Origin of the sequence: Bifidobacterium miconisargentati (genome assembly GCF_019331675.1) — a bacterium.
Classification (GTDB): domain Bacteria; phylum Actinomycetota; class Actinomycetes; order Actinomycetales; family Bifidobacteriaceae; genus Bifidobacterium; species Bifidobacterium miconisargentati.
On the sequence record NZ_JAHBBJ010000007.1, the window covers coordinates 84,369 to 103,042 of the forward strand.

Genomic DNA, 18,674 nt, shown 5'->3' on the forward strand with positions numbered 1-18,674 from the left:
TCCGATCAGCGCGATTCCTTGCGAACAATCATCATGAAGAAAATGAAACGCAACAATGCGCACCCGCGGGATTTTCGGAACGTTCGACGGTTTCGGCGGCAGACTGCTGTCAACAGACCATCATCGGAATGTTGACCGTTGTGATCATTGCTGTCCGATCGGCGCACGCGGCGTCGTCCCTGTATCACAATAATCCGGCGAACCCGCACAACGGTAAACGAACCATAATCGGAACAGGACACGTACGATGTCATTGCGCAAGGTCAAGGAATGGTCGTCGCTCGCGGACGATTGATTGCATATAGCGCGTCAGCACATTGCATGATCAACGGCGGCACCAACGGCAGGAAGTATCGGCTGTTGATGCCGACGACGCCGGCCTGTCCGGTCAGCGTGAACTGCGTCCATATCGCCGCGTACACCAGCGTCACACACCCCATGATCGCCATCCATGAGATCAGCCAGAACAGCAGTCGCCGCCGATCACGTCTCCAGGCGATGACGGTCAGCATCAGGGCCGCAGCGGTAAGCGTCCAGAACAGGAACAGCAGCGGCGGCTCCCACCATGACCAGCCCTGCAAACGAACGATGCTGTAGAACATCCGTGGCAGGAACATATGCGGGGCGGCCAGCAGTTCCCGTTGCCTTTGCCGCACCTCATCGTACGGGACTCGCGACGGGTTCGTGGCGAATCCGGTTCCCAGCTTCAACCACGCCAGCAACAACATAACCGGCAGCACGCATCCGGCGACGAGGATGAGCCGTGAACGCACCGGCATACGACGGTGGGCGATCATCGGCAGCAACGTCATGAGCAGGCACGGCGCGTACGCGAACTTCGACAACGCCAGCACCCCGGTCGTTCCGACCAGCAGCACGCAGTCGCCGGCGCTGATCCGATCGGATTGCAGGCATCGGATCAGCATGCAGGCCAATGGCAGGGATAGAGCGACCACCGTCGAGTCAGGAGAGAACATGAACGAATCCGGCACCGCCAGACACACGGCCAACAACCCAGCCAACAGGCGAAACCAACGAGGCGACACCCCGGCCAGCAAACGCAAGCCGATCCACACCGCCGCGAGATAGACGGCCAGCTGGAACACTTCGGCGAGATAGAACCGCCATGCCGCGTCCAATCGCAGCAGGCGTCCGGCGGCGAAGGCGGCCAGCTGCGGCAGGTACGCGATCGGCGGGTACACGGCAGTGTTGTCGAACGGCGCCTCGCTGCGATGCCCGTCGTGGACGGTGATGGACGAGGCGTTCACCAAACCGGACACGTAATGGCGATCGTTGGCCAGCGAGAACGCGACCACGTCATCATCGACCCAGCCGCCCGTGTTGTGTTCCGCGTCGGGATGATAGTCGGACGCCGCGTGTACAGGTCGGGCGATCACGTCGCCGTTGAGCATCGCGTCCACACGGTACACGTGCGCCCACACGTCCGGCGTCGACCCCGGAGGAGTCAGTATGATGCCCAGCACGCCGCACAGCGCCACCAACGCAAGCACGATGACCGTCGTTCGACCTTGACGCGACCGGCCATCGTGACCATTCGGATACGGATTCATGACAAACCACCACAGGACTCCGCGGACCGGCACCATGCCGGACGTAATCCATGATGACCACACTCCGGCGATTCACACCAATCGAAGCGGAATCCGTCATCTTTAGACGACAGCAGGATGCAAGAACACGGCGATCCGAACGGCCGAGTGTAATGTAATCCGCATCGTAACAATGGAGGTGACTATGCAGTTGGTCGAGACATGGCTGGCGGATCCGGAGCGCGCGTTCGAGCTGTTCGTGAAGTTCCCGGCGGAGGAGACGGGATTCGAGAACCCCGCGGCCGGCATGGACCATGAGCAGTTCGCCGCATACGTGCAAGGCTTGCGCAACGAGTCGAGGGGCGTCGGATTGCCGGACGGCTGGGTGCCGGCCACCAAATACATCCTCGTCAACGACGAAGGCGAGTACGTGGGCATCTTCAACCTGCGCCACCGGCTCACCGAATTCCTGAGCAACGGGCCGGGCCACATCGGTTACGGCATCGCCCGCGAATACCGTGATCGCGGCTACGCGACCGCGGGGCTGAAGCTCACGCTCGCCAAAGCGTACGAGCTCGGCATCGAGGAAGCGTATCTGAGCGTGCACAAAACCAATCCCGCGAGCCTCGCGGTGCAGCGGCATTGCGGCGCGCGCATCGACCATGAGGACGAGCGGGAATACTACACGCGCATTGACACGAGTAAAGGAACAATGCGCGATGAGTGACGATACGACGATGCCGAACCTGCCCCTACCACCGGAATACGCCGATCTGCCGAAGGCCGAGTTCATGACGCCCGGGCCGACACGTGATCGGCTGGTCGGACTGATTCTTGACGGCGTGAAGACGGCCACTGCCTCGCTGCTGATCGACTATGAGGAGTGCGGCGATCCGTTGCCCCGCGTCGGCGATCGCACCGTCCTGGTCGATTCAAATGGACAGGGCGTAGCGGTATTAACCACCACCGATGCCGCCGTGGTCCGTTTGGGCGACGTGACCGACCGACATGCTTTGGCCGAAGGCGAAGGCGACACGACCGCGGCGCAATGGCGGCGCACGCATGAGGCGTATTGGAACTCCGAAGAATACCGTGCATGGTTCACCGACCCGACGTTCCCTATCAACGACGACACACTCGTGGTATTGGAACGCTTCACCGTCATGGAACGTTGCATGAACGCTGCGAGGAACAGCTAAACGATCCGCACGAGCATCAACCCTCAACGGCATGCAATGACGATTCGCGTCGCATCGATTGAACCACGATGGTTCGGGAGAGAGGGCGCGGCTGCCAACACTCGTTTGAACTCCCTTACGTCGCCCCCCCACATACCCTGAAACGGCAATGAGGGTAATGCGTCCGACAAACCAGGGGTGATACAGGCATGTTCCACGTTCCGACGAACGCACACTGGAATCGTACTGACACAAGTCATACGACGGATCGCAAGGTGGCGCTCGCCGACGGGAAGAAGGCATGATTATGGTCAATCGGTATTCGCAGCATCGCCGTACCACTCATGCTCCTGTGAAACGCAACCCCCGTGCGGCGATGGATATCGCAGATAATGCGTATCCCGAACGGCAGGTCACGCTGTCCATCGTCGTGCCCTGCCATAACGAGGAGGAGTGCCTGCCGCTGTTCCTGTCATCAGCCGCGCGGGCCGTCCGCGAAATCATGGCGGTGTATCCCGGTACGACGGCCGAAGTAGTGCTGATCGACGATGGTTCCACGGATGGGACGGCAGCGTTGTTGCGACAGGCCGCGGATGAACAGCAACTGTCATGCCATAACCCGGCGAAATCACGCCGTACCAGCGGTATCCCCGCGTCAAACCTGGATATGCCGCCCTTCGCAGTCCGCTGGCTGTCGCTGTCCCGCAATTTCGGTAAGGAAGGCGCGTTGCTCGCCGGACTGGACGCCGCACAAGGCGATTTCGTGGCGGTGATGGACGCCGATTTGCAGGACCCGCCGTCGCTGCTGCCGCGCATGTTCTCGATGCTTGCCGACGACCCGACACTGGATTGCGTAGCGACGCGACGCACCACGCGCGCAGGCGAGCCGCCGATTCGATCCGTGTGCGCACATATGTTCTACCGGCTGATGAACGCCATGTCGCCGGTTGAGGTGCCTGATGGCGCGCGTGATTACCGTATGATGCGGCGACGGGTCGTCGATGCGTTGACGTCGCTGACCGAACGCAACCGGTTCTCCAAGGGACTGTACGCATGGGTGGGATTCCATACGGCATGGATCGACTATCCGAACACGCGCCGGGCTGCGGGCAAGTCCAGTTGGAACTTCTTCGCGTTGGTCCGCTACGCGATTGAAGGTCTTATTTCATGCTCCACTGTGCCGCTAGCCGTAGCCTCGTACATCGGGTTGCTGCTGTGCGCCGTCGCGTTCGGAGCGACCTGTTTCATCGCTGTTCGCGCTGCCATGTTCGGCGACCCGGTGGCCGGCTGGCCGTCGCTCGCGTGCATCATCACGTTCATCGGCGGACTCCAGCTGATGTGCCTGGGTATCATCGGCCGGTATCTGGCGAACACGTACCTGGAATCCAAACGCCGGCCGAACTACATCGTGCGCGACGGCAACATCAACGTTCGTGATACCGGCAATACCCGTTTCGACCGTCCGGTACATGACGGGGAGATGCCGTCATGACGACAGTGAAGGACGAAGCCGTCATTCCGGACACCGGACATGCCTGTGAAAGCACCGACGATGGCCGTGCCGGTTGGATCGCATCCGCTATCTGCCGCTCAATCCCCGCACTGGCTGCCTGCTGCGCGCTGGCGACGACAGTCTTGAGCTGGCTGATGGGCCGCAATCAGTCGTTGTGGTTCGACGAACAGTACTCGCTGATATTGGCGAGTCGACCGGTATCGGAACTGATCACGCTCACCACCGTCGACGCGCATCCGCCGTTGTACTATCTGCTGCTCAAGACTTGGATGCCCGTCGCCGGTGACAACGTCGCATTGCTGCGACTACCGAACTGCGCGTGCCTCGGCCTTGCCGTGTTCGTGCTGATCATGTTGATGCGTGACCTGTTCGGCGACCGCGTCGCAGTGGCGTGCATGCCGATGCTGGTGTGCGGCGGATTCATGCTGCGCTACGGCTACGAGCTGCGCATGTACTCGCCTGCGATGCTGCTGGCCGTGGGTGGCACGACGATGCTGTTGCACGCGGTCGGGTTGATCGGGCAGCGCGACCGTCGGCATCACGTTGCGGATGCGGCCGAGATTGACGTGGGCAATCGACAAGACGACTGTTGCTGATCGCATGATCGACGTCGTCGCATCGCATGGTGGTGCGCGTACGCCGTGACCGTCACGCTCGGCACGCTGACGTTGTATCTGACCGCATTCGTATGGCTGACGCACGCGATCTGGCTCACCGCGCGCTCATGGCGCATGCGACGACTGTCCGCATGGCGATGGCTGTTCGCCTATGCCGCGTCGATCATACTGTTTCTGCCGTGGATGTCGGCGTTGCTGGGCCAGCTCGGCGGAAGTTCCGTGCTGCCGCCGGTCCGTCGACGCGCGAACATGTCCGGCGTGGCCAATGCGTTCGACGTCATGCTGCTCGGTATGACGGAAACAGAGCTGCCGTCGATCGTCTCGCTGCTGGTCGCGGCCGCGATGACATTGATCGTCGGCATACTCATTGCGGAACATTGGCGCGAGCGACAGCCGGTTAGTGCGACGGCATCGCAGGAGTCTGCCAAAGCCATGCGGCTGTTCGTCATGCTGTTCGTCATGTTGTTCGCCATGCCGGCCGCGTTCCTGATGGCATGGTCCGCCGTCAAGGAACTGTTCAGCGGCGGATACGGCATGTTCTCCGTGCGCTATCTGAGCGTGGTCGCGCCGTTCTTCTATGCCACGCTCGCGCTGGCGTGCGTTGTCGCCTATCGGACGCGCGGACGCTGCGCAATGATCGTCTACGTTGCGATAGTCGCGATACTGGCCGCCGGAACGATTGCGTATGGCGTGCGAGGCAACCATAGTTTCGACCGCAACGATACGCCCGGATCGGCTACGCTCAGCCAACAGGTTGTCTGCTCGGCCGCGCAGCCGGTCGTCGCGCAGGACGAATACACGTACATCGATGCATACTGGTACTACCGCGACTGCCCGCACTACTACTTCCTGGAATCAGGCGACGTTCCCGATCGCGGCGGATACGCGCCGCTGCATGATTCCGCCGCGCAACTGAAAACCGTCGCCGATCTCAGCGCGAACCGGTTCACGCTCCTGTCCTGGTCCACAACACGCAACTACGACAAATTCCTCGGCTCCACAGCCGACCAATGGACGCAAACCGGCATCATCAAGCGTGATGCGAACGCAGCCATCGCCTACCGTCGATGACCGGTTCTCGCGGAACAAAAACCCATGAAGGCATCTTTTAAGGAGCAACGCTGAAATGGGAGAGACTGGACGGGCCAAGAGCCATCGCCGAAGCCACTGTCATGCGATTGCATGACAGCATGTTGTCCGGCTTACGTGACGGCGCTATATATCGACTTATCACATGATCGTCGAAAGGGATTCGTCTTATCCAAACGTTTCTAGAGGGGGAGGGATTATGCGGAGTGGTTCCATTCGTCTTGCGTTGTGGATCGCGGCTTTCGTCGCGGTCCTGGGATCGTTTCTGATCCTGAATGCGTTGGATTTGTCGGCGCCTCTTGCGGTGCGGGCCACCGTGCAGGTGTCTGGGCCGTCCCCTCGGGTCAGGAGCGAGGAGACGATCGACGTGATATCCGAGGTGGCGCAGGCGAACAGGGTCAATATCACCAAGAATGTCGCCGATGTGCAGGACCCCGGCGGGGCCAGGCATGTATATGTCGCCGTGGGCAATCCTGCCGGCGGGGCCGCGTCATGGATCAATCATGGTTATCCGTCGTTCAACACCTCGATGCGGACCACGGTCGGCCGGATGGGCGACTTGGCCGGCTCCGACCCCCGTGGCACGTACTACGTGTTCGACGGGTCGGCCACGTCGGCGGTAGACATGCAGCGTGAACTGCGAGATCAGGGGTACAGCGTTCTGGTCAAGACGAGCTTCCTCGGCTCGTATGCGCAATGGGTCATCGGCAGGCCCGTCGGGGTGAGTCTGGTCGTCGCGCTGCTGCTGTGCGCGACGCTCGCGGGCGGTTTCTCCTTGATGAACGCGAAGGGATACGCCGTACAGAGGCTCCACGGGGCGGGTCCGCTGGTGTTGATGGGGCGGGATATCAAGGCCAATGCGGCCGCCTGCCTGCTGGGAATGTGCGTCGTGGCCACCGTCGTATGCGGGCCGGTGATGGCGTACAACCACGGGGCCCAGTGGAGTTTGTTCGGTATGCTGTCGGCCGTGATCTTCCTGGCCGTATGTGTGGTCATGGCGGCCGCCTATGGCGTGGGCTTCGCGATCGCATCCGCGGAGCCGTTGCTGTCCGCGGTCAAGGGGCGGCTGCCCTGCAGGCTGCCTTCCATCATGGTGTATTGCGTCCGCGTGCCGGCCGTGTTCATCACCATATGGGCGGTGACCCTTCTCTTCACGGCCCTGGGCGACCTGCACAACCAGCAGCAGGCCCAGGAGGCATGGCGGGACGCCGGCGGGGTGGCACAGGTGCATCTCAATCCGAACCTGTCGCCGGAGGAACAGGACGAATACAGTCGCAAAACCGGTGAATGGCTGGAACGGGCCGAGGACGAAGGACGGATGGTCCTGGCCCATGAAGACGACCTTCGTTTCATGTCGTCCCCGGCGGACGACGGGCAAACGGTATCAGGCACGGTGCTGCTGGTCAACGGCAACTATCTGCGGCACCAGACGGTCAAAGACGATGACGGGCATCGCCTGACGGCCGGCGGTGACGGTGTCACGGTGGTGATACCGTATGCCGCGGATGCGGCGGCCACGAAAACATACGAGAATGCGATCGGCAGCTGGGTGCAATCCCGGACATCCGCCCGCGGCATCGCCGTCCCCGAGATCGATTACGTGCGCGGCGACAGGGGCCAGCAGCTGTTCAGCTACGGGTCCGCCCTGCCCGACACCCCGGCCCTGTTCGACGACGCGCTGCTCGTCGTGGCCGACAATGATAGCGGACTGTTCTCCACTGACGATTACGCCGCGTATGCCAGCCAGGGCGACGCGCTGCTGGAAAGCACGCGATACGCGCTTGTCTCCTCGCGACAGGCCGGCTTGAAGGACTTCATCTTCGCCGTGAACGATGCCGGGCAAAGCGCCGCAGCGCATTACGCGCAGCTCAGGTCGGACCTGATCGTCCACGTATACAACGTCGCGATGTCCGTCATAGTCCTTATCGCCTCGGCCGTGGCCATCGCCCAGATCAGGGTCCGTGAACGCGCCCAGACCATCTTCGCCCGCTACATTCACGGATGGTCCTTCACGAGAACCCATCTGAGTCTGGTCATGGTCGAATCGGCGCTGATGGCCGCCCCGTGCATATGGTTCGCGGCGCAGACCGTTCGGGCCGCCGGTCGAATCGTAGTCTCATATGCCCAGAACGATCCGTCGCTGCTCGACGGATACCAGCCGCTCCTTGCCATGCTCATCGCCGTGACGAGTTTCGCGGTCTGCATGCTGTCCACCGCCATATACGTGCGCAGAAACGTCCAGGCCCACACCCGGGAGGAGTAACCGATGACCACCGCACCATCCGATCACACGCCGTCCACAACGCGGCTCGACATCAGGGATCTCTCCAAATCCTTCGGCAACCACCTGCTGTGGAAGGATCTCACGTTCTCGGTCCGTCCGAGGCAGATGATTGCCCTCACCGGACCATCGGGATCAGGGAAAAGCACCCTGCTGAACTGCATCGGACTACTGGAGAAACCGGACAGCGGCGTGATCGAGGTCAACGGGCAAGATATCACCCGATACCGTTCCCGCGCCACGCGCCTGTTCCGGGAAAAGACGCTCGGCTATCTATTCCAGGATTACGCGCTCATCGACAACGCCACCATCGAGGAGAACCTGAACGTCGCCCTGCTTCACCGTTCGACACAAGCAAGGAGAACCGCCATATCCCAAGCCCTGCAGCAAGTCGGCCTGGCCGACCGTGAAAAGGAGCCGGTCTACCAGCTTTCCGGAGGCGAACAGCAAAGAGTGGCGCTGGCACGTCTTATCGTGAAAAACCCAGCGATAATACTCGCCGACGAACCCACCGGCGCCCTCGACCACGACAACGCCGACATGGTCATCCATACCCTGCGCGACATGGCCGAGCACGGCGGCGCCGTCATCATTGCCACCCACTCCGACCACGTGGCCGAATCATGCGACTGGACCATCCAACTGTGATGTGCCGTCGGCGGTTTTGATGATGGAACAGTAACGTTCGGGGCCACTGTCATGCGATTGCTTGACAGCATGTTGTCCCGTCCTGCATGACGACGTTATATATCGACGTATCACAGTGATTGCAAAGAAATCGAGCCACGAGGAAGGGAATCGATCGCAATGGGAAAGTCCGTTAATGAAACACCGGTGCAAGAACGTGAGGGGAACGTATCGTATCGTTTGCTTCTAAAATGGTGGGAACTTTTGGCGTACGTGTTGATTTTTGTGCTGGCATTGGTTTTCAACGCGATGCAATTCCCCCAATGGGTGGTCGTTCCACTTGTTTTAGCAATCCTATCGGTCCGGGCCGCCCGAATACTTCTTGCAAAAAGAAAGAAGAATCGGGCGGATTAAGCCTGTGAGCAGGGACATCGCATATAGTCAGGTTCCGTAATGCAGCTGGTGGTGGTCTTCGAGCCTGATAAATAAGAGCAGAGGGTCCGGGCCATGCTTCGCAAGGGATCCGCATACAATGGAATGCGTAATATTTCGTAGGGGAATCATGGATTGGAGACCGTCATGGCGAGGATCGGCATGAGCAACCTGTTGGAGGCAAATGGTCTTCGACTGGGATACACGGCGAGAACGGTTACGGTCACCGAGCCGGCGACCGGATTCAAGATCGTGTTCAACAATGATGGCACGGTGCGCAGCAACACGTTCCCCTCCGAATCGCTTCCACTGGTGGAAGGATATTTCAAGCGTTCCTACCCGTTCGTGGAGGATGCGCGCGAAGTTGATCGCGAATATGCGTGAGATCTGGTTTGAAGACGTCGCCGGATACGAGTTTTATGTGACCAGCAATGGCGGCGGTCACGGCGTGCATTTTCATATCAAACGTAACAACTCGTAGCGGCTTGCCAAGTTCGTGCTGACCGCTGACGGGGATGTGGTCGTGGACTCGACCACGTTGGATGCCAAGACGACACGGAAGATTCAGTTGTACATACGCCGCAATTGGAACGGCTTCGTGCAATCATGACGCAGTTTCTTCGGTAACTGCCATTTCGACAAGTGACAGGTTCGGCAGGAGGCATTCGGCGTTTTACGGGTGTAGTCCGTTGTCCGACTTGTTTGGGATGGCGGCATCCAGTTGCCAGTACCGCTGTTCCGTGTGGATGGTGAAGCTGCCGCCGGCTTTTTCGATGATGGCGCGGTAACGGTCGAGGCCGCTGCCCAATCCAAGTTTTCCGTCATGTTCGGCGATGGTGTCGCTGACGGAGATATGGAGTTCTTCAGCGTCGAAGCTGATGGAGACGGCGTACCATTCGGCTGGGTCGGCGTGCTTGGCGATGTTCGCGTACAGTTCCGTCAGCAGGCCCGTGAGCAGTCGCATCATGTCGGGGGAGAGCGGGCGGCGGAGTTCTCCGAGCAGGTTGTCGCCAGTGAAGCCGAGCGATTCGAGCTTCGCCTCCTCGTCGTCGATCAGGGATTGCAGTTCTGCCTGCTGCACGGTGGCGTGATCTGCATCCGGTGCCAGCGGAAGTGCTGCCGTGCTTCGCGGTTCCGATGGTTGTGATTGCGGCTGTTGCTCTACATGTTCCTCCAGCGAGTCGATGACCGTGTGCGTGTGGGTCATGGCGCTATCTGCCGCGATGCGTAGTTCCCGGAGCTGTTGCCGGTATTCCTGTTCGCCGGCGGGCATGCCGCAGGCCTCGGCGTGGTCGATACGCAGGATGAGATAGGCGAGATCGTTGCTGATGGTGTCATGCATGCCGCGGGCCGTGTCCTCGCGTTCCTGCTGGCGACGCAGCAGATACGAGTCATGATCGCGCTGCCGCATCATGTGCAGCAACAGGCCGGTCACTAGCGGGAAGCAATAGAACGCAAGGTTCTGCAAGGTCGCCACCAGCAGACGACCGCTGCTTGGTTCGACGCCGAACGTGGTGGAGATGAGCAGCATGCCGGTGGCGATCGCACCCGACCAGGTGTCCAGATAGGCGAGGAATCCCGTACAGGTGATGATGACGGCAAGTGGCGTGATCATCGGCATTGCCAGCATGAGCATCTCCCCGGCCACGAGCGCCGCCCAGAGGAACCATTGCGGGCGGAACATGCCGCCGATCAGACCGACGAGCGTCACCAGAACCAGCGCAAGATGCCGCACGCTCACCGTTGAGGAGGCATCCGTCGCGGCCCGGGTCATGTATTCCGCGATGAGGGCCGCAGCCAGCAGCACGCATGCCGCCGCGATGACCGGATGACTGTTATCCGAGCCCAGCCGTCCAATAAATCGACTTACAGCAGATCGTATCTGGCGCATGCCTCCAGCACCTCCCTGCGGCTGGTCACGCCGAGCTTGTCGGCTGCGCGATGCACGTACGTGAACACACTGCCCTTGGCAATACCCAGCTGCTGTGCGATCTCGTCGGTGGTCAAACGCTGCGCGTACAGGCGCAGGATGTCCTTCTCACGTGCGGACAATGAGTCCTTCATGTCCTCGGACATCTTCGCCGGCACCGTGCCGGACAGCAGCGCATGCGCCGAAACCGCGTCACGGAATCCCGCCTCGGCCTGAGCGGCGGTCGGCAGGCCATGCGCCGCTTGCCGCACGGCGTCGGCGATGCCGGTCTTGAGTCGTTCCTTGGCGAGCAGTCCCTGCGCGCCCGCTTTGATCGCCTCATCCCGGTAGACGTCCGTCGAATACGAGGTGACGCAGATGACGCCCACCTCGCTCGTCCTGCGCCGGATGCGCCGGCATACGTCCGCGCCCGTGATGCCGCCCAACGCCATGTCCAACACGAGCACGTCCGGCCGCGTATGCGCGTTGTGGCAGTGCTCGATCGCCACCGCCGGCGACCCCGTGCTCCACACGACATGGAAATCCCGGGACATGGCCGCGATCATCGCGCACATCGCATCCAACGCAAACGGATCATTATCCAACACGCCGATGCGAATCACGTTCGCCGCGTCCGGTTCGTTCCCAAGTCCCATGACACCCACTGTACCGCCGACGACCATCAGCTCCCCGGCATGAAACGGTGTCATGCGTTTGCTTGACATGACGTTGCCTTGATGCTCACAGGCAGCCTTCAATGGCCAATGCTGGTATCTGCATACTTCAAAAGGAGAGACGGCCGCAATGATTGAGATTTCTGGTTTGTCGAAGATCTATGGGGATAAACGTGCATTGGATAATGTTTCGTTCCGTGCCGAATCGGGCAAGGTCACGGCATTGATCGGTCCGAACGGCGCCGGCAAATCGACCTTATTGCACATCCTGCTCGGATTGGAGCCAGCCAGTAGCGGCACAGCTACGTTCGACGGCAAACGGTACAACGAACTTGGCCCCAACCCACTCACGGTCGTCGGCTCGTTCATCGACGGGTTGGCACCGTATCCGTCGAGGACGGGTCTCAATCATCTTCATTGGATCGCGCTGGCCGCCGACATCCCTTTCTCCCGTTGCGACGAATGCCTGCGGCTCGTGGGCCTGTACGAGGCACGCAACCGCATGTATAAGACCTATTCACTCGGCATGAAGCAACGGCTGGGCATCGCGACCGCGATACTGACCGACGCCCCGTATCTCATTCTGGACGAGCCGTTGAACGGTCTCGACCCGGAAGGCATCAAATGGGTGCGCGACTTCATCAAGGACTACGTCTCGGGTCACAGGACCGTCCTGGTCTCCAGCCACTACATGGCTGAACTGGAACTGGTGGCCGACCGTGTCGTGGGCCTGTCGAACGGGCGGAAGGTGCTCGACGATGATATCGACACGCTCCTCGACGGTTATGTCAGTCTGGAACAGGCGTACTTCAATGTGGTGAAGGAATGACCATCATGGGAACGAATGTTTCACCCCGGTATGTGTCCTGCTCGCTGGTGCGGTACTGCTCGAACCGGCAGTTCTATTGGTCGGCGTTCGCCGTACTGGCGCTCACCGCGTTGTTCGCGGTACTGGACGTGCAGACGATCTCCTCGACGGTGTCCATCGCCGCGGATGGCGCCATACGGTCGACTGATTCCCTGGACCCGGATCCGGCGCATATCGTGTCCGACGCCGTACTTGCCTCGCCCTACCAGACCTCGATCATCCTTATTCCGATCATCGTGGCGTTGAACGTCGCGGCAGGATTCCGCGCAGGCGACGAACGACAACTACGACTGCTGGTCAACCGGCCATGGCCGCTCGCGATCGGGGACGTGCTCGCGACCGTGATCTACTGCGCCGGCGTCTCGCTGCTGTCATCACTGCTGAACGCGGCGATACTCGTCGCGACATTGAATCCTGTCCTGCGGCCCATGTGCCTCACCATGACCGTCGTCACGACGCCGTTGCGTGTCATGGTATTCGCCGTGGTCATGGGACTGGTCGGCTACATTACGGCCGTGGCCACGAAACGCGACGTACCGGCCTTGGCCATGATCCTCCTGCTGCTCATCGTCTCGCTGTCCGGCGTGCTGAAGGCAATCCACTTGGACGTGCTGCTGCCGATGATCGGAGGCAAAAGCTTCGCATTCGGGCGAATCGCCGATGCCGGGGACATCCCCATGGCAGCGTCCTCAATTGTCATGGCATGCTGGCTAACAGTGACGTTCTGCGCTGCGGTGATCATTCGCGGACAGTTTCTTCAGCGGTCACAGGCGTAGGAGGTAGTCTCATATGGTCAAGGCCCTGCTCTATAAAGATGTGACGTCTCGCCCCCTGCGAATCGCATGTCTGACAGCCATGTGCTGGGTGATTGTCGTATACGCGGTCGCACTCATGCCGATCAGCATGGATGAGTCCGGAAACAACCCGCTGAACGCCGAAAGCAGTATGACGCTTGCATCTCAGGCGACGGTGATCATTGCCGTTGTTCTGTCGAACATCGAGATTGGTTCAGGAGAAACGGTGATGGCAGCGCTTATCGCCGGCTCCCGACGTCGCATGGCCTATGCCTTGATAACGGAAAAGGTCGTGATTATTCTCATCGCCGGACTGTTTCTGGCCATGCTGGACATCATCGGCAACGTCGTCGTCTATGGAGACGGCGACGTCGGCTGTCTTTTGCTCTGTTGCCTGCTGCTGGCGGTCATGAACGGCATTGCAGCGCTGTCGCTGTCCATGTTCACCGGGAATGTACTGCTCGGCCTATCCATTTACCTGTTCGTACCCATACTGCTCAAACCATTCATCATGTATCTGATACCTGCTACGAACGGACTGTCCTACCCGGAGACGATACGCGCGGCGACTGCAGATTGTTCACTTGTCGGGACGTTGGTGTCAATCATGTGGCTGCTTGTCTTCATAATCGCAGGTTATGCCGCGATGGGGCTGCGACTGCATAGGGCCATCGACATGGGTTAGATTTGGGACCATCCATTCATCAGTCTGCGCATCATATGGGCGAATCCCGGCATGCCGGAATGTTCAAGCCGTTCCAGTTCCTCCTACATGGTGCGTGGTGGATGCCTTTTTGATGCGACCAGTTCAAGCATGGCCTTGATCGCACGCTCAGGATATGCTTCGGCGACGCTGGTCAGAAACATGTCAGGGTGACGGGCGGATAATCCAATCTTGGCGAGTTGGTTCGCTGGAAAGTCTTTCAGGTTGAAGGTGATGATCATATCCGCATTCCCGTTATAGGCGGCGGCCACCACATGCCGATCGCCGTCGTCCGGTAACACGACGTCACCGGTCAGTTCCGGAATGGAGGAGACAAGATAATACGGCTTGATATTGCGAATGGCGGACAGATAGCGGTCAACCCAAATGGGATCTTTGTTGAGAACATCGACGAATGCCCGGCGGGCTTCTTCAAGCACGTCGTCGGAGTACTCGGGGTCGAACAGGTGATGGTCGGCAAACGTGAGCAGCACATCCGTCAGCCAGGTGTGCAGGAAGATGTTCGCGTCGAGAAAAGTGACTACCAACTCAAATTCCTCTCGTTTTTTCAGCTGTAACGAGTCAGATAGGCCGAGTAGTCGATGTCGTCCAATCCACCTTGACTGGCGGCCTCGCGCATGGTCTCCAATGCCTCATGGCCATGGGATTCCGACTTGTCGCGGTAGGCGATGACCTGTGCTCGGGAAACCATGCGATTGCCTTTCGCGCCGTAGCGGACGAACGGAATCTCGCCGGCATCAAGCATGCGGGCGACGGTCTTTGCCGATACGCCGAGAATCTGCGCGGCTTCGCCGGTAGTAATCATTTCTGCCGAATTGTCGTGTACGATGGCCGCGAACGCGCGGCGCAGCTGCTCCGCATCCAATGGATACGCCTTGCCATCACCCGTAGTGATGTATGCGGATCCTTTACCGATCTGGGAAATAGGGATTGCCTCGAATATGGTCATGGCGAGTCCTTTCCTGAAGTCTTGAACCCAGCCTACCTCAAACCAGACATTTCGGCAATATCGGACATATCGGACAATCTATCGATTGATAGCGAAATAGGCTATGTTGCGTATGGAATACAAACCTACATTGAATGCCGAGCGGTCCAGGCGATGAGGCGCACGCGGTTGGTTTGAACGGTTTTCCTGAGGATATTGCCAATGTGAGTTTTTAACGGTGGATATGCTGAGACCCGGACTCGCAGCGACCTGGTCAATCGCATCCAACGCGAACGGATCATTATCCAACACGCCGATGCGGATCACGCCCACCGCTTCAGGCTCGTTCCCAAGTCCCATGACACCCACTGTACCGCCGGCGGCCACTGACTCCCCGGCATGAAACGGCATCGCTGTCATGTGATTGCTTGACATGATGTTGCGGGTGCGATACGTGCGTGGATTTAATGAATTCAATGAGATTATTGGTACACGACGAAGGCTAGGAGACCACGGATGGGAAACCGCGTAAGGAAAGATGGCGGCCGTGTCGGAACGATCATCGCTATTGTGGTCGTCACGGCATTGGCGGTGGCGGGATTATGGTTCGGATGGACGCGATACCAAAGCTACCGTCCGGTTTCGAATTTGTCGCAGAGGTTCTCGATCTCATTTCCCAAGGATGCGAGGGCAATCGTCAGTAAGGAAGAGGAGAGTTTCCACGGAGACGGGTACAGGTACGTGAAGATCACCGCCGACCCGGAAAAAGTTAACGGCACCATTCTGGACGGCAGAGAGTACTCCAGCAATCGGTTGTCGCAGGAGAGCATACGCATGGTCAAGGAAGCGAATACGACTCTGCAATTGGATCTGGGAACACAACTTGATGATCTGTACGAGCAGCCGCATAGGAAGATAGACAACGAGAACGGTACGCTGATCATCATCCGTGATGCTGATTCCTCGGAATGGCATTTCTTCGAATGCCTGATCTGAAAGGATCTCCCATGAAGTATCTGCTTATCATCGATATGCTGCCCACGTACGGGCTACTGTGCTATCTGCTGGTCAGCGTCTGTGTAATTCTGGCGTTTCGCTGGCTTGCGCATGCGTGCGAAGACCGGCGGCGACTGCGTTTCGCCGTCATCACACTGCTGATCGGTTCGTTGCTCGTTGCCCTGCTTGCTGGTTGTGCGTACACCATCGCTATGCCATATGCACAACCGGACATGGTTGATTTCTATCGTGCATACCGTCCCGCCGTGTTGGTGTTCCTCACGGGACTGTTCTGTGTGCAGTCCGTGTTCGGCGTCACCGCCGTGCAAGTGCCCCTTAGTCGGCATAAATGACTGAGCCACTGCACATCGGCTTCCACGAGACCGGCCGTACCCAAACCGAAGACATGGGGCTGGAGCTCGAAATGATTAACTATTGATAGTAGGGAAACCAACGGCGGTTCTCCATTGTCGATATTCATTTTCCGAGTATCGACATTCATGTGAACTCTTTACGTCGCCACTCGCATGCTCTGAAATGGCCATTAGAACAGAGTCCCTGAATCAGGGATGCCGCAGGCGTGGTTCTTGGAGTCGTATCCGTCCGTTGGACGCAAACCAATATCATCACATAATGCGTATGCAACCATCGCCTATCTCCGATAACCGACCCTCTAAAGATGCGGTTGCTAAGCAACTGTCATGCAATCGCTTGACATCAAGTTGTCGAACTGAATGTGGCGCGTCATGATAGTAATGATGTATGTGTGCCGCGATGAAAGAGGCGGATGATCATGAACGGAAACAACGCTTCGAAGACCTCCCACCGCATGACGGTCAGTGAGCGGCAAGTGAGTTCGTTCGGCGTCGCGTTCACTCTGGCGGTGTGTTCCATCACGGCCATCGCATGCGGCGTCATCCAATACGGCGGGCAGGGCAAACCGTTCTGGACAATCATGCTGCCCGCCGGTCTCGCATTGCTGGCGGCCCTCGCGTATGCGATACGAGGTTTCGTTTGCCGCAGGTGGGAGGCGGCCCATCCGCTGTCCGATGAACGGCTGCGTCGGTCCGACCGTTTGTGCGAGCAGCTGCTGGCCATTCTTGGCATCAACCTATGGGGCTGCCTGTTCATCGTCGCCATGATGTTTCAAATCAGGCCGTTGCAGTACGTGGCCTGGGCGTTGGCCGCGATCATCCTGATTGGCGTTCTGTTTGCAGAAGTCACCGACAGGCGTTCACGCAAACAGGCATAGCAGGCAGGGTTGCCAGACGGATTCGGCATCAGACGGATTCGGCATCAGTCAGACCACACTGCCTTATGAAATCACGTCCGACGTAAGACATTCATAGGCCAATATGCGTAGTATGCGGCATGATTCGGGACTAGATTGGACATGGATTTTGTACTGATAGCTAGGGGAGTAAAGCATGTCTTTGACGACCGAACAGCGTGCGGCGACCATCCGCGAGTTTCGTGAGAACATGGCTCTGCTCGGATTGACCGCAGACCAGATCGGAGCGGATTTCGGGGTTTCCGGCGCGACCATTGAGCGCATCATCGAACTCAAGTCCGGCGTGCTGGAGTATCCGTGGATCATACGACGCTATCTACTCGACAAGGCCGCCGCCGCAGGCGTGGAACCCGTGCCGTTCAGCGCGTTGCGCGGCGACCCGCACGACTACTGGTTCCTTGACGACCGTGTCATCGACGCGAACCGACTGGACTGAGGCAGTCGGACTGACCTGACGGTTTTGGAGCATCACGGAATGGTATGCTGACGCCATGTGCAGGTGCTTTGCCGCTGATTTGGATTGGGATGCGATCGCGGAGCAATTCGATGTGGAGCAAGACCAGACGGATCCCGCCACGCTTCCGCAGCCCTCGTACAATTTCCAACCCAAGCAGACCATCGGCATCGTGGCGCAGGGGAAGGATGGGCGGCGTCACCTGGCCGGCGCGTACTGGTCGCTGATTCCGGCGTGGGGCACCACCAAAAACCTGTCGTATCCCACATACAATGCGCGCATCGAATCGGCGTGCGTCAAACCCACGTTCGCCGACTCGGCCAAGTCCATGCGCGCGGTCATCCCCGCTTCCGGATACTACGAATTTCACGGCCGCCGACCGTATTACTTCCATGCGCCGGATGACGCCCCGTTGCCGTTGGCCGGACTGTTCTCCTGGTGGCGTGCAGGCCAATCCCCGTGGCTGCTGACCGCGACGATCCTCACCTGTCAGGCCGTGGGCGGTCCGGCCACGATCCATGACCGTATGCCGCTGCTCGTGCCACGCGACATGACCGACACGTGGCTTGACCGCTCGGTTGACGGCGAGTCATTGCTGCCGGATATGCAGGAAGGCAGCATCGCCCTATCCCGCGGTCTTGCGTTCCATGAAGTCGCCGCGTTCGGTCCGTCGGACGACGGGCACAAGTTGACTCAACCATTGCCTCGATTCCACGCCGATTACCTGTTCTGATGTGTGAAAGTGGTCC

23 protein-coding genes and 1 pseudogene are annotated in these 18,674 nt (G+C 59.4%); 18 read left to right on the top strand and 6 right to left on the bottom strand.

From position 1 onward, the window contains the following. Window positions 1-263: 263 nt before the first annotated feature. Window positions 264-1,571: a DUF2142 domain-containing protein gene (locus KIH81_RS05765; protein ID WP_214304494.1), complete on the bottom strand. Its 1,308-nt coding sequence runs from the start codon at window positions 1,569-1,571 to the stop codon at window positions 264-266. 184 nt (window positions 1,572-1,755) lie between these two features. Here KIH81_RS05765 and KIH81_RS05770 point away from each other — a divergent pair, with 184 nt between their 5' ends. From KIH81_RS05770 to KIH81_RS05810, 9 genes are all read left to right on the top strand, one after another. After that, on the top strand, window positions 1,756-2,277 hold the full coding sequence (locus tag KIH81_RS05770) for a GNAT family N-acetyltransferase (protein WP_214304495.1): 522 nt from the start codon (window positions 1,756-1,758) through the stop codon (window positions 2,275-2,277). Next, window positions 2,270-2,749, top strand: a complete 480-nt coding sequence (locus KIH81_RS05775; protein ID WP_236029330.1) for an ASCH domain-containing protein — start codon at window positions 2,270-2,272, stop codon at window positions 2,747-2,749. The genes KIH81_RS05770 and KIH81_RS05775 overlap by 8 nt, the downstream gene beginning before the upstream one ends. A 280-nt stretch (window positions 2,750-3,029) precedes the next feature. After that, entirely contained in the window at window positions 3,030-4,220 is a 1,191-nt protein-coding gene (locus KIH81_RS05780) for a glycosyltransferase family 2 protein (protein ID WP_236029332.1), read from the top strand. Continuing rightward, window positions 4,217-4,837 carry a glycosyltransferase family 39 protein gene (locus tag KIH81_RS05785; RefSeq protein WP_214304496.1) on the top strand — a complete coding sequence of 207 codons (621 nt, stop codon included), beginning with the start codon at window positions 4,217-4,219 and terminating at the stop codon, window positions 4,835-4,837. The genes KIH81_RS05780 and KIH81_RS05785 overlap by 4 nt, the downstream gene beginning before the upstream one ends. 45 nt (window positions 4,838-4,882) lie before the next feature. Continuing rightward, window positions 4,883-5,929: a hypothetical protein gene (locus KIH81_RS05790; protein ID WP_214304497.1), complete on the top strand. Its 1,047-nt coding sequence runs from the start codon at window positions 4,883-4,885 to the stop codon at window positions 5,927-5,929. A 217-nt stretch (window positions 5,930-6,146) separates the two neighbouring features. Further along, window positions 6,147-8,210, top strand: a complete 2,064-nt coding sequence (locus KIH81_RS05795) for a hypothetical protein (RefSeq protein ID WP_214304498.1) — start codon at window positions 6,147-6,149, stop codon at window positions 8,208-8,210. 3 nt (window positions 8,211-8,213) lie between these two features. Next, a complete protein-coding gene (gene ccmA / locus KIH81_RS05800; RefSeq protein WP_214304499.1) occupies window positions 8,214-8,876 on the top strand; it encodes a heme ABC exporter ATP-binding protein CcmA in 663 nt (220 codons plus the stop codon). Window positions 8,877-9,035: 159 nt separating this feature from the next. Continuing rightward, window positions 9,036-9,269 carry a hypothetical protein gene (locus tag KIH81_RS05805; protein WP_214304500.1) on the top strand — a complete coding sequence of 78 codons (234 nt, stop codon included), beginning with the start codon at window positions 9,036-9,038 and terminating at the stop codon, window positions 9,267-9,269. A gap of 180 nt (window positions 9,270-9,449) precedes the next feature. Next, window positions 9,450-9,671, top strand: coding sequence for a hypothetical protein (locus tag KIH81_RS05810; protein ID WP_033493609.1), 222 nt, complete (start codon window positions 9,450-9,452; stop codon window positions 9,669-9,671). 289 nt (window positions 9,672-9,960) lie between these two features. Here KIH81_RS05810 and KIH81_RS05815 read toward each other — a convergent pair whose 3' ends face one another. Beyond that, window positions 9,961-11,178 (bottom strand): histidine kinase, encoded by a 1,218-nt coding sequence (locus KIH81_RS05815; protein WP_236029334.1) that lies wholly within the window; start codon window positions 11,176-11,178, stop codon window positions 9,961-9,963. Further along, entirely contained in the window at window positions 11,154-11,906 is a 753-nt protein-coding gene (locus KIH81_RS05820; RefSeq protein WP_236029336.1) for a response regulator, read from the bottom strand. The genes KIH81_RS05815 and KIH81_RS05820 overlap by 25 nt, the downstream gene beginning before the upstream one ends. A gap of 94 nt (window positions 11,907-12,000) precedes the next feature. On the opposite strand from KIH81_RS05820, the gene KIH81_RS05825 reads away from it, so the two are divergent. From KIH81_RS05825 to KIH81_RS05835, 3 genes are read left to right on the top strand one after another with little or no spacing between them, the layout of a single operon-like run. Then, complete coding sequence (locus KIH81_RS05825) at window positions 12,001-12,699, top strand: ABC transporter ATP-binding protein (protein WP_214304501.1); 699 nt, start codon at window positions 12,001-12,003, stop codon at window positions 12,697-12,699. 5 nt (window positions 12,700-12,704) lie between these two features. Then, window positions 12,705-13,514, top strand: a complete 810-nt coding sequence (locus KIH81_RS05830) for a hypothetical protein (RefSeq protein ID WP_214304502.1) — start codon at window positions 12,705-12,707, stop codon at window positions 13,512-13,514. Window positions 13,515-13,527: 13 nt separating this feature from the next. Next, window positions 13,528-14,217 (top strand): hypothetical protein, encoded by a 690-nt coding sequence (locus KIH81_RS05835; protein WP_214304503.1) that lies wholly within the window; start codon window positions 13,528-13,530, stop codon window positions 14,215-14,217. Window positions 14,218-14,300: 83 nt separating this feature from the next. Here KIH81_RS05835 and KIH81_RS05840 read toward each other — a convergent pair whose 3' ends face one another. From KIH81_RS05840 to KIH81_RS05850, 3 genes are all read right to left on the bottom strand, one after another. Next, window positions 14,301-14,783 (bottom strand): PIN domain-containing protein, encoded by a 483-nt coding sequence (locus KIH81_RS05840; RefSeq protein ID WP_214304504.1) that lies wholly within the window; start codon window positions 14,781-14,783, stop codon window positions 14,301-14,303. A 20-nt stretch (window positions 14,784-14,803) separates the two neighbouring features. After that, window positions 14,804-15,205: a helix-turn-helix domain-containing protein gene (locus KIH81_RS05845; protein ID WP_214304505.1), complete on the bottom strand. Its 402-nt coding sequence runs from the start codon at window positions 15,203-15,205 to the stop codon at window positions 14,804-14,806. A gap of 78 nt (window positions 15,206-15,283) precedes the next feature. Continuing rightward, window positions 15,284-15,604, bottom strand: coding sequence for a hypothetical protein (locus KIH81_RS05850; RefSeq protein WP_214304506.1), 321 nt, complete (start codon window positions 15,602-15,604; stop codon window positions 15,284-15,286). A 96-nt stretch (window positions 15,605-15,700) separates the two neighbouring features. Here KIH81_RS05850 and KIH81_RS12060 point away from each other — a divergent pair, with 96 nt between their 5' ends. The 6 genes and pseudogenes from KIH81_RS12060 to KIH81_RS05880 all read left to right on the top strand — a co-directional run bounded on the left by KIH81_RS12060 (window position 15,701) and on the right by KIH81_RS05880 (window position 18,658). Further along, window positions 15,701-16,180, top strand: coding sequence for a hypothetical protein (locus KIH81_RS12060; RefSeq protein ID WP_236029338.1), 480 nt, complete (start codon window positions 15,701-15,703; stop codon window positions 16,178-16,180). 11 nt (window positions 16,181-16,191) lie between these two features. Further along, window positions 16,192-16,533: a hypothetical protein gene (locus KIH81_RS05860; protein WP_214304507.1), complete on the top strand. Its 342-nt coding sequence runs from the start codon at window positions 16,192-16,194 to the stop codon at window positions 16,531-16,533. Window positions 16,534-16,544: 11 nt separating this feature from the next. Next, a pseudogene (locus tag KIH81_RS05865) lies at window positions 16,545-16,619 on the top strand (GNAT family N-acetyltransferase); the annotation flags it as partial. A gap of 354 nt (window positions 16,620-16,973) precedes the next feature. Further along, the gene (locus KIH81_RS05870) at window positions 16,974-17,432 is read left to right on the top strand and encodes a hypothetical protein (RefSeq protein WP_214304508.1); all 459 of its coding nucleotides are present in this window, start codon (window positions 16,974-16,976) and stop codon (window positions 17,430-17,432) included. A 175-nt stretch (window positions 17,433-17,607) separates the two neighbouring features. After that, window positions 17,608-17,907 carry a DUF2316 family protein gene (locus tag KIH81_RS05875; protein ID WP_214304509.1) on the top strand — a complete coding sequence of 100 codons (300 nt, stop codon included), beginning with the start codon at window positions 17,608-17,610 and terminating at the stop codon, window positions 17,905-17,907. 55 nt (window positions 17,908-17,962) lie between these two features. Beyond that, window positions 17,963-18,658 carry an SOS response-associated peptidase gene (locus tag KIH81_RS05880; RefSeq protein WP_214304510.1) on the top strand — a complete coding sequence of 232 codons (696 nt, stop codon included), beginning with the start codon at window positions 17,963-17,965 and terminating at the stop codon, window positions 18,656-18,658. Window positions 18,659-18,674 lie beyond the last annotated feature (16 nt).

Excerpts from the sequence above, each read along its gene's own strand:
- KIH81_RS05765 (WP_214304494.1), bottom strand. The coding sequence starts at position 1,571 with ATGAATCCGTATCCGAATGGTCACGATGGCCGGTCGCGTCAAGGTCGA.
- KIH81_RS05770 (WP_214304495.1), top strand. The coding sequence starts at position 1,756 with ATGCAGTTGGTCGAGACATGGCTGGCGGATCCGGAGCGCGCGTTCGAG.
- KIH81_RS05775 (WP_236029330.1), top strand. The coding sequence starts at position 2,270 with ATGAGTGACGATACGACGATGCCGAACCTGCCCCTACCACCGGAATAC.
- KIH81_RS05780 (WP_236029332.1), top strand. The coding sequence starts at position 3,030 with ATGATTATGGTCAATCGGTATTCGCAGCATCGCCGTACCACTCATGCT.
- KIH81_RS05785 (WP_214304496.1), top strand. The coding sequence starts at position 4,217 with ATGACGACAGTGAAGGACGAAGCCGTCATTCCGGACACCGGACATGCC.
- KIH81_RS05795 (WP_214304498.1), top strand. The coding sequence starts at position 6,147 with ATGCGGAGTGGTTCCATTCGTCTTGCGTTGTGGATCGCGGCTTTCGTC.
- ccmA (WP_214304499.1), top strand. The coding sequence starts at position 8,214 with ATGACCACCGCACCATCCGATCACACGCCGTCCACAACGCGGCTCGAC.
- KIH81_RS05805 (WP_214304500.1), top strand. The coding sequence starts at position 9,036 with ATGGGAAAGTCCGTTAATGAAACACCGGTGCAAGAACGTGAGGGGAAC.
- KIH81_RS05810 (WP_033493609.1), top strand. The coding sequence starts at position 9,450 with ATGAGCAACCTGTTGGAGGCAAATGGTCTTCGACTGGGATACACGGCG.
- KIH81_RS05815 (WP_236029334.1), bottom strand. The coding sequence starts at position 11,178 with ATGCGCCAGATACGATCTGCTGTAAGTCGATTTATTGGACGGCTGGGC.
- KIH81_RS05820 (WP_236029336.1), bottom strand. The coding sequence starts at position 11,906 with ATGACACCGTTTCATGCCGGGGAGCTGATGGTCGTCGGCGGTACAGTG.
- KIH81_RS05825 (WP_214304501.1), top strand. The coding sequence starts at position 12,001 with ATGATTGAGATTTCTGGTTTGTCGAAGATCTATGGGGATAAACGTGCA.
- KIH81_RS05830 (WP_214304502.1), top strand. The coding sequence starts at position 12,705 with ATGGGAACGAATGTTTCACCCCGGTATGTGTCCTGCTCGCTGGTGCGG.
- KIH81_RS05835 (WP_214304503.1), top strand. The coding sequence starts at position 13,528 with ATGGTCAAGGCCCTGCTCTATAAAGATGTGACGTCTCGCCCCCTGCGA.
- KIH81_RS05845 (WP_214304505.1), bottom strand. The coding sequence starts at position 15,205 with ATGACCATATTCGAGGCAATCCCTATTTCCCAGATCGGTAAAGGATCC.
- KIH81_RS05850 (WP_214304506.1), bottom strand. The coding sequence starts at position 15,604 with ATGACAGCGATGCCGTTTCATGCCGGGGAGTCAGTGGCCGCCGGCGGT.
- KIH81_RS12060 (WP_236029338.1), top strand. The coding sequence starts at position 15,701 with ATGGGAAACCGCGTAAGGAAAGATGGCGGCCGTGTCGGAACGATCATC.
- KIH81_RS05860 (WP_214304507.1), top strand. The coding sequence starts at position 16,192 with ATGAAGTATCTGCTTATCATCGATATGCTGCCCACGTACGGGCTACTG.
- KIH81_RS05870 (WP_214304508.1), top strand. The coding sequence starts at position 16,974 with ATGAACGGAAACAACGCTTCGAAGACCTCCCACCGCATGACGGTCAGT.
- KIH81_RS05875 (WP_214304509.1), top strand. The coding sequence starts at position 17,608 with ATGTCTTTGACGACCGAACAGCGTGCGGCGACCATCCGCGAGTTTCGT.
- KIH81_RS05880 (WP_214304510.1), top strand. The coding sequence starts at position 17,963 with ATGTGCAGGTGCTTTGCCGCTGATTTGGATTGGGATGCGATCGCGGAG.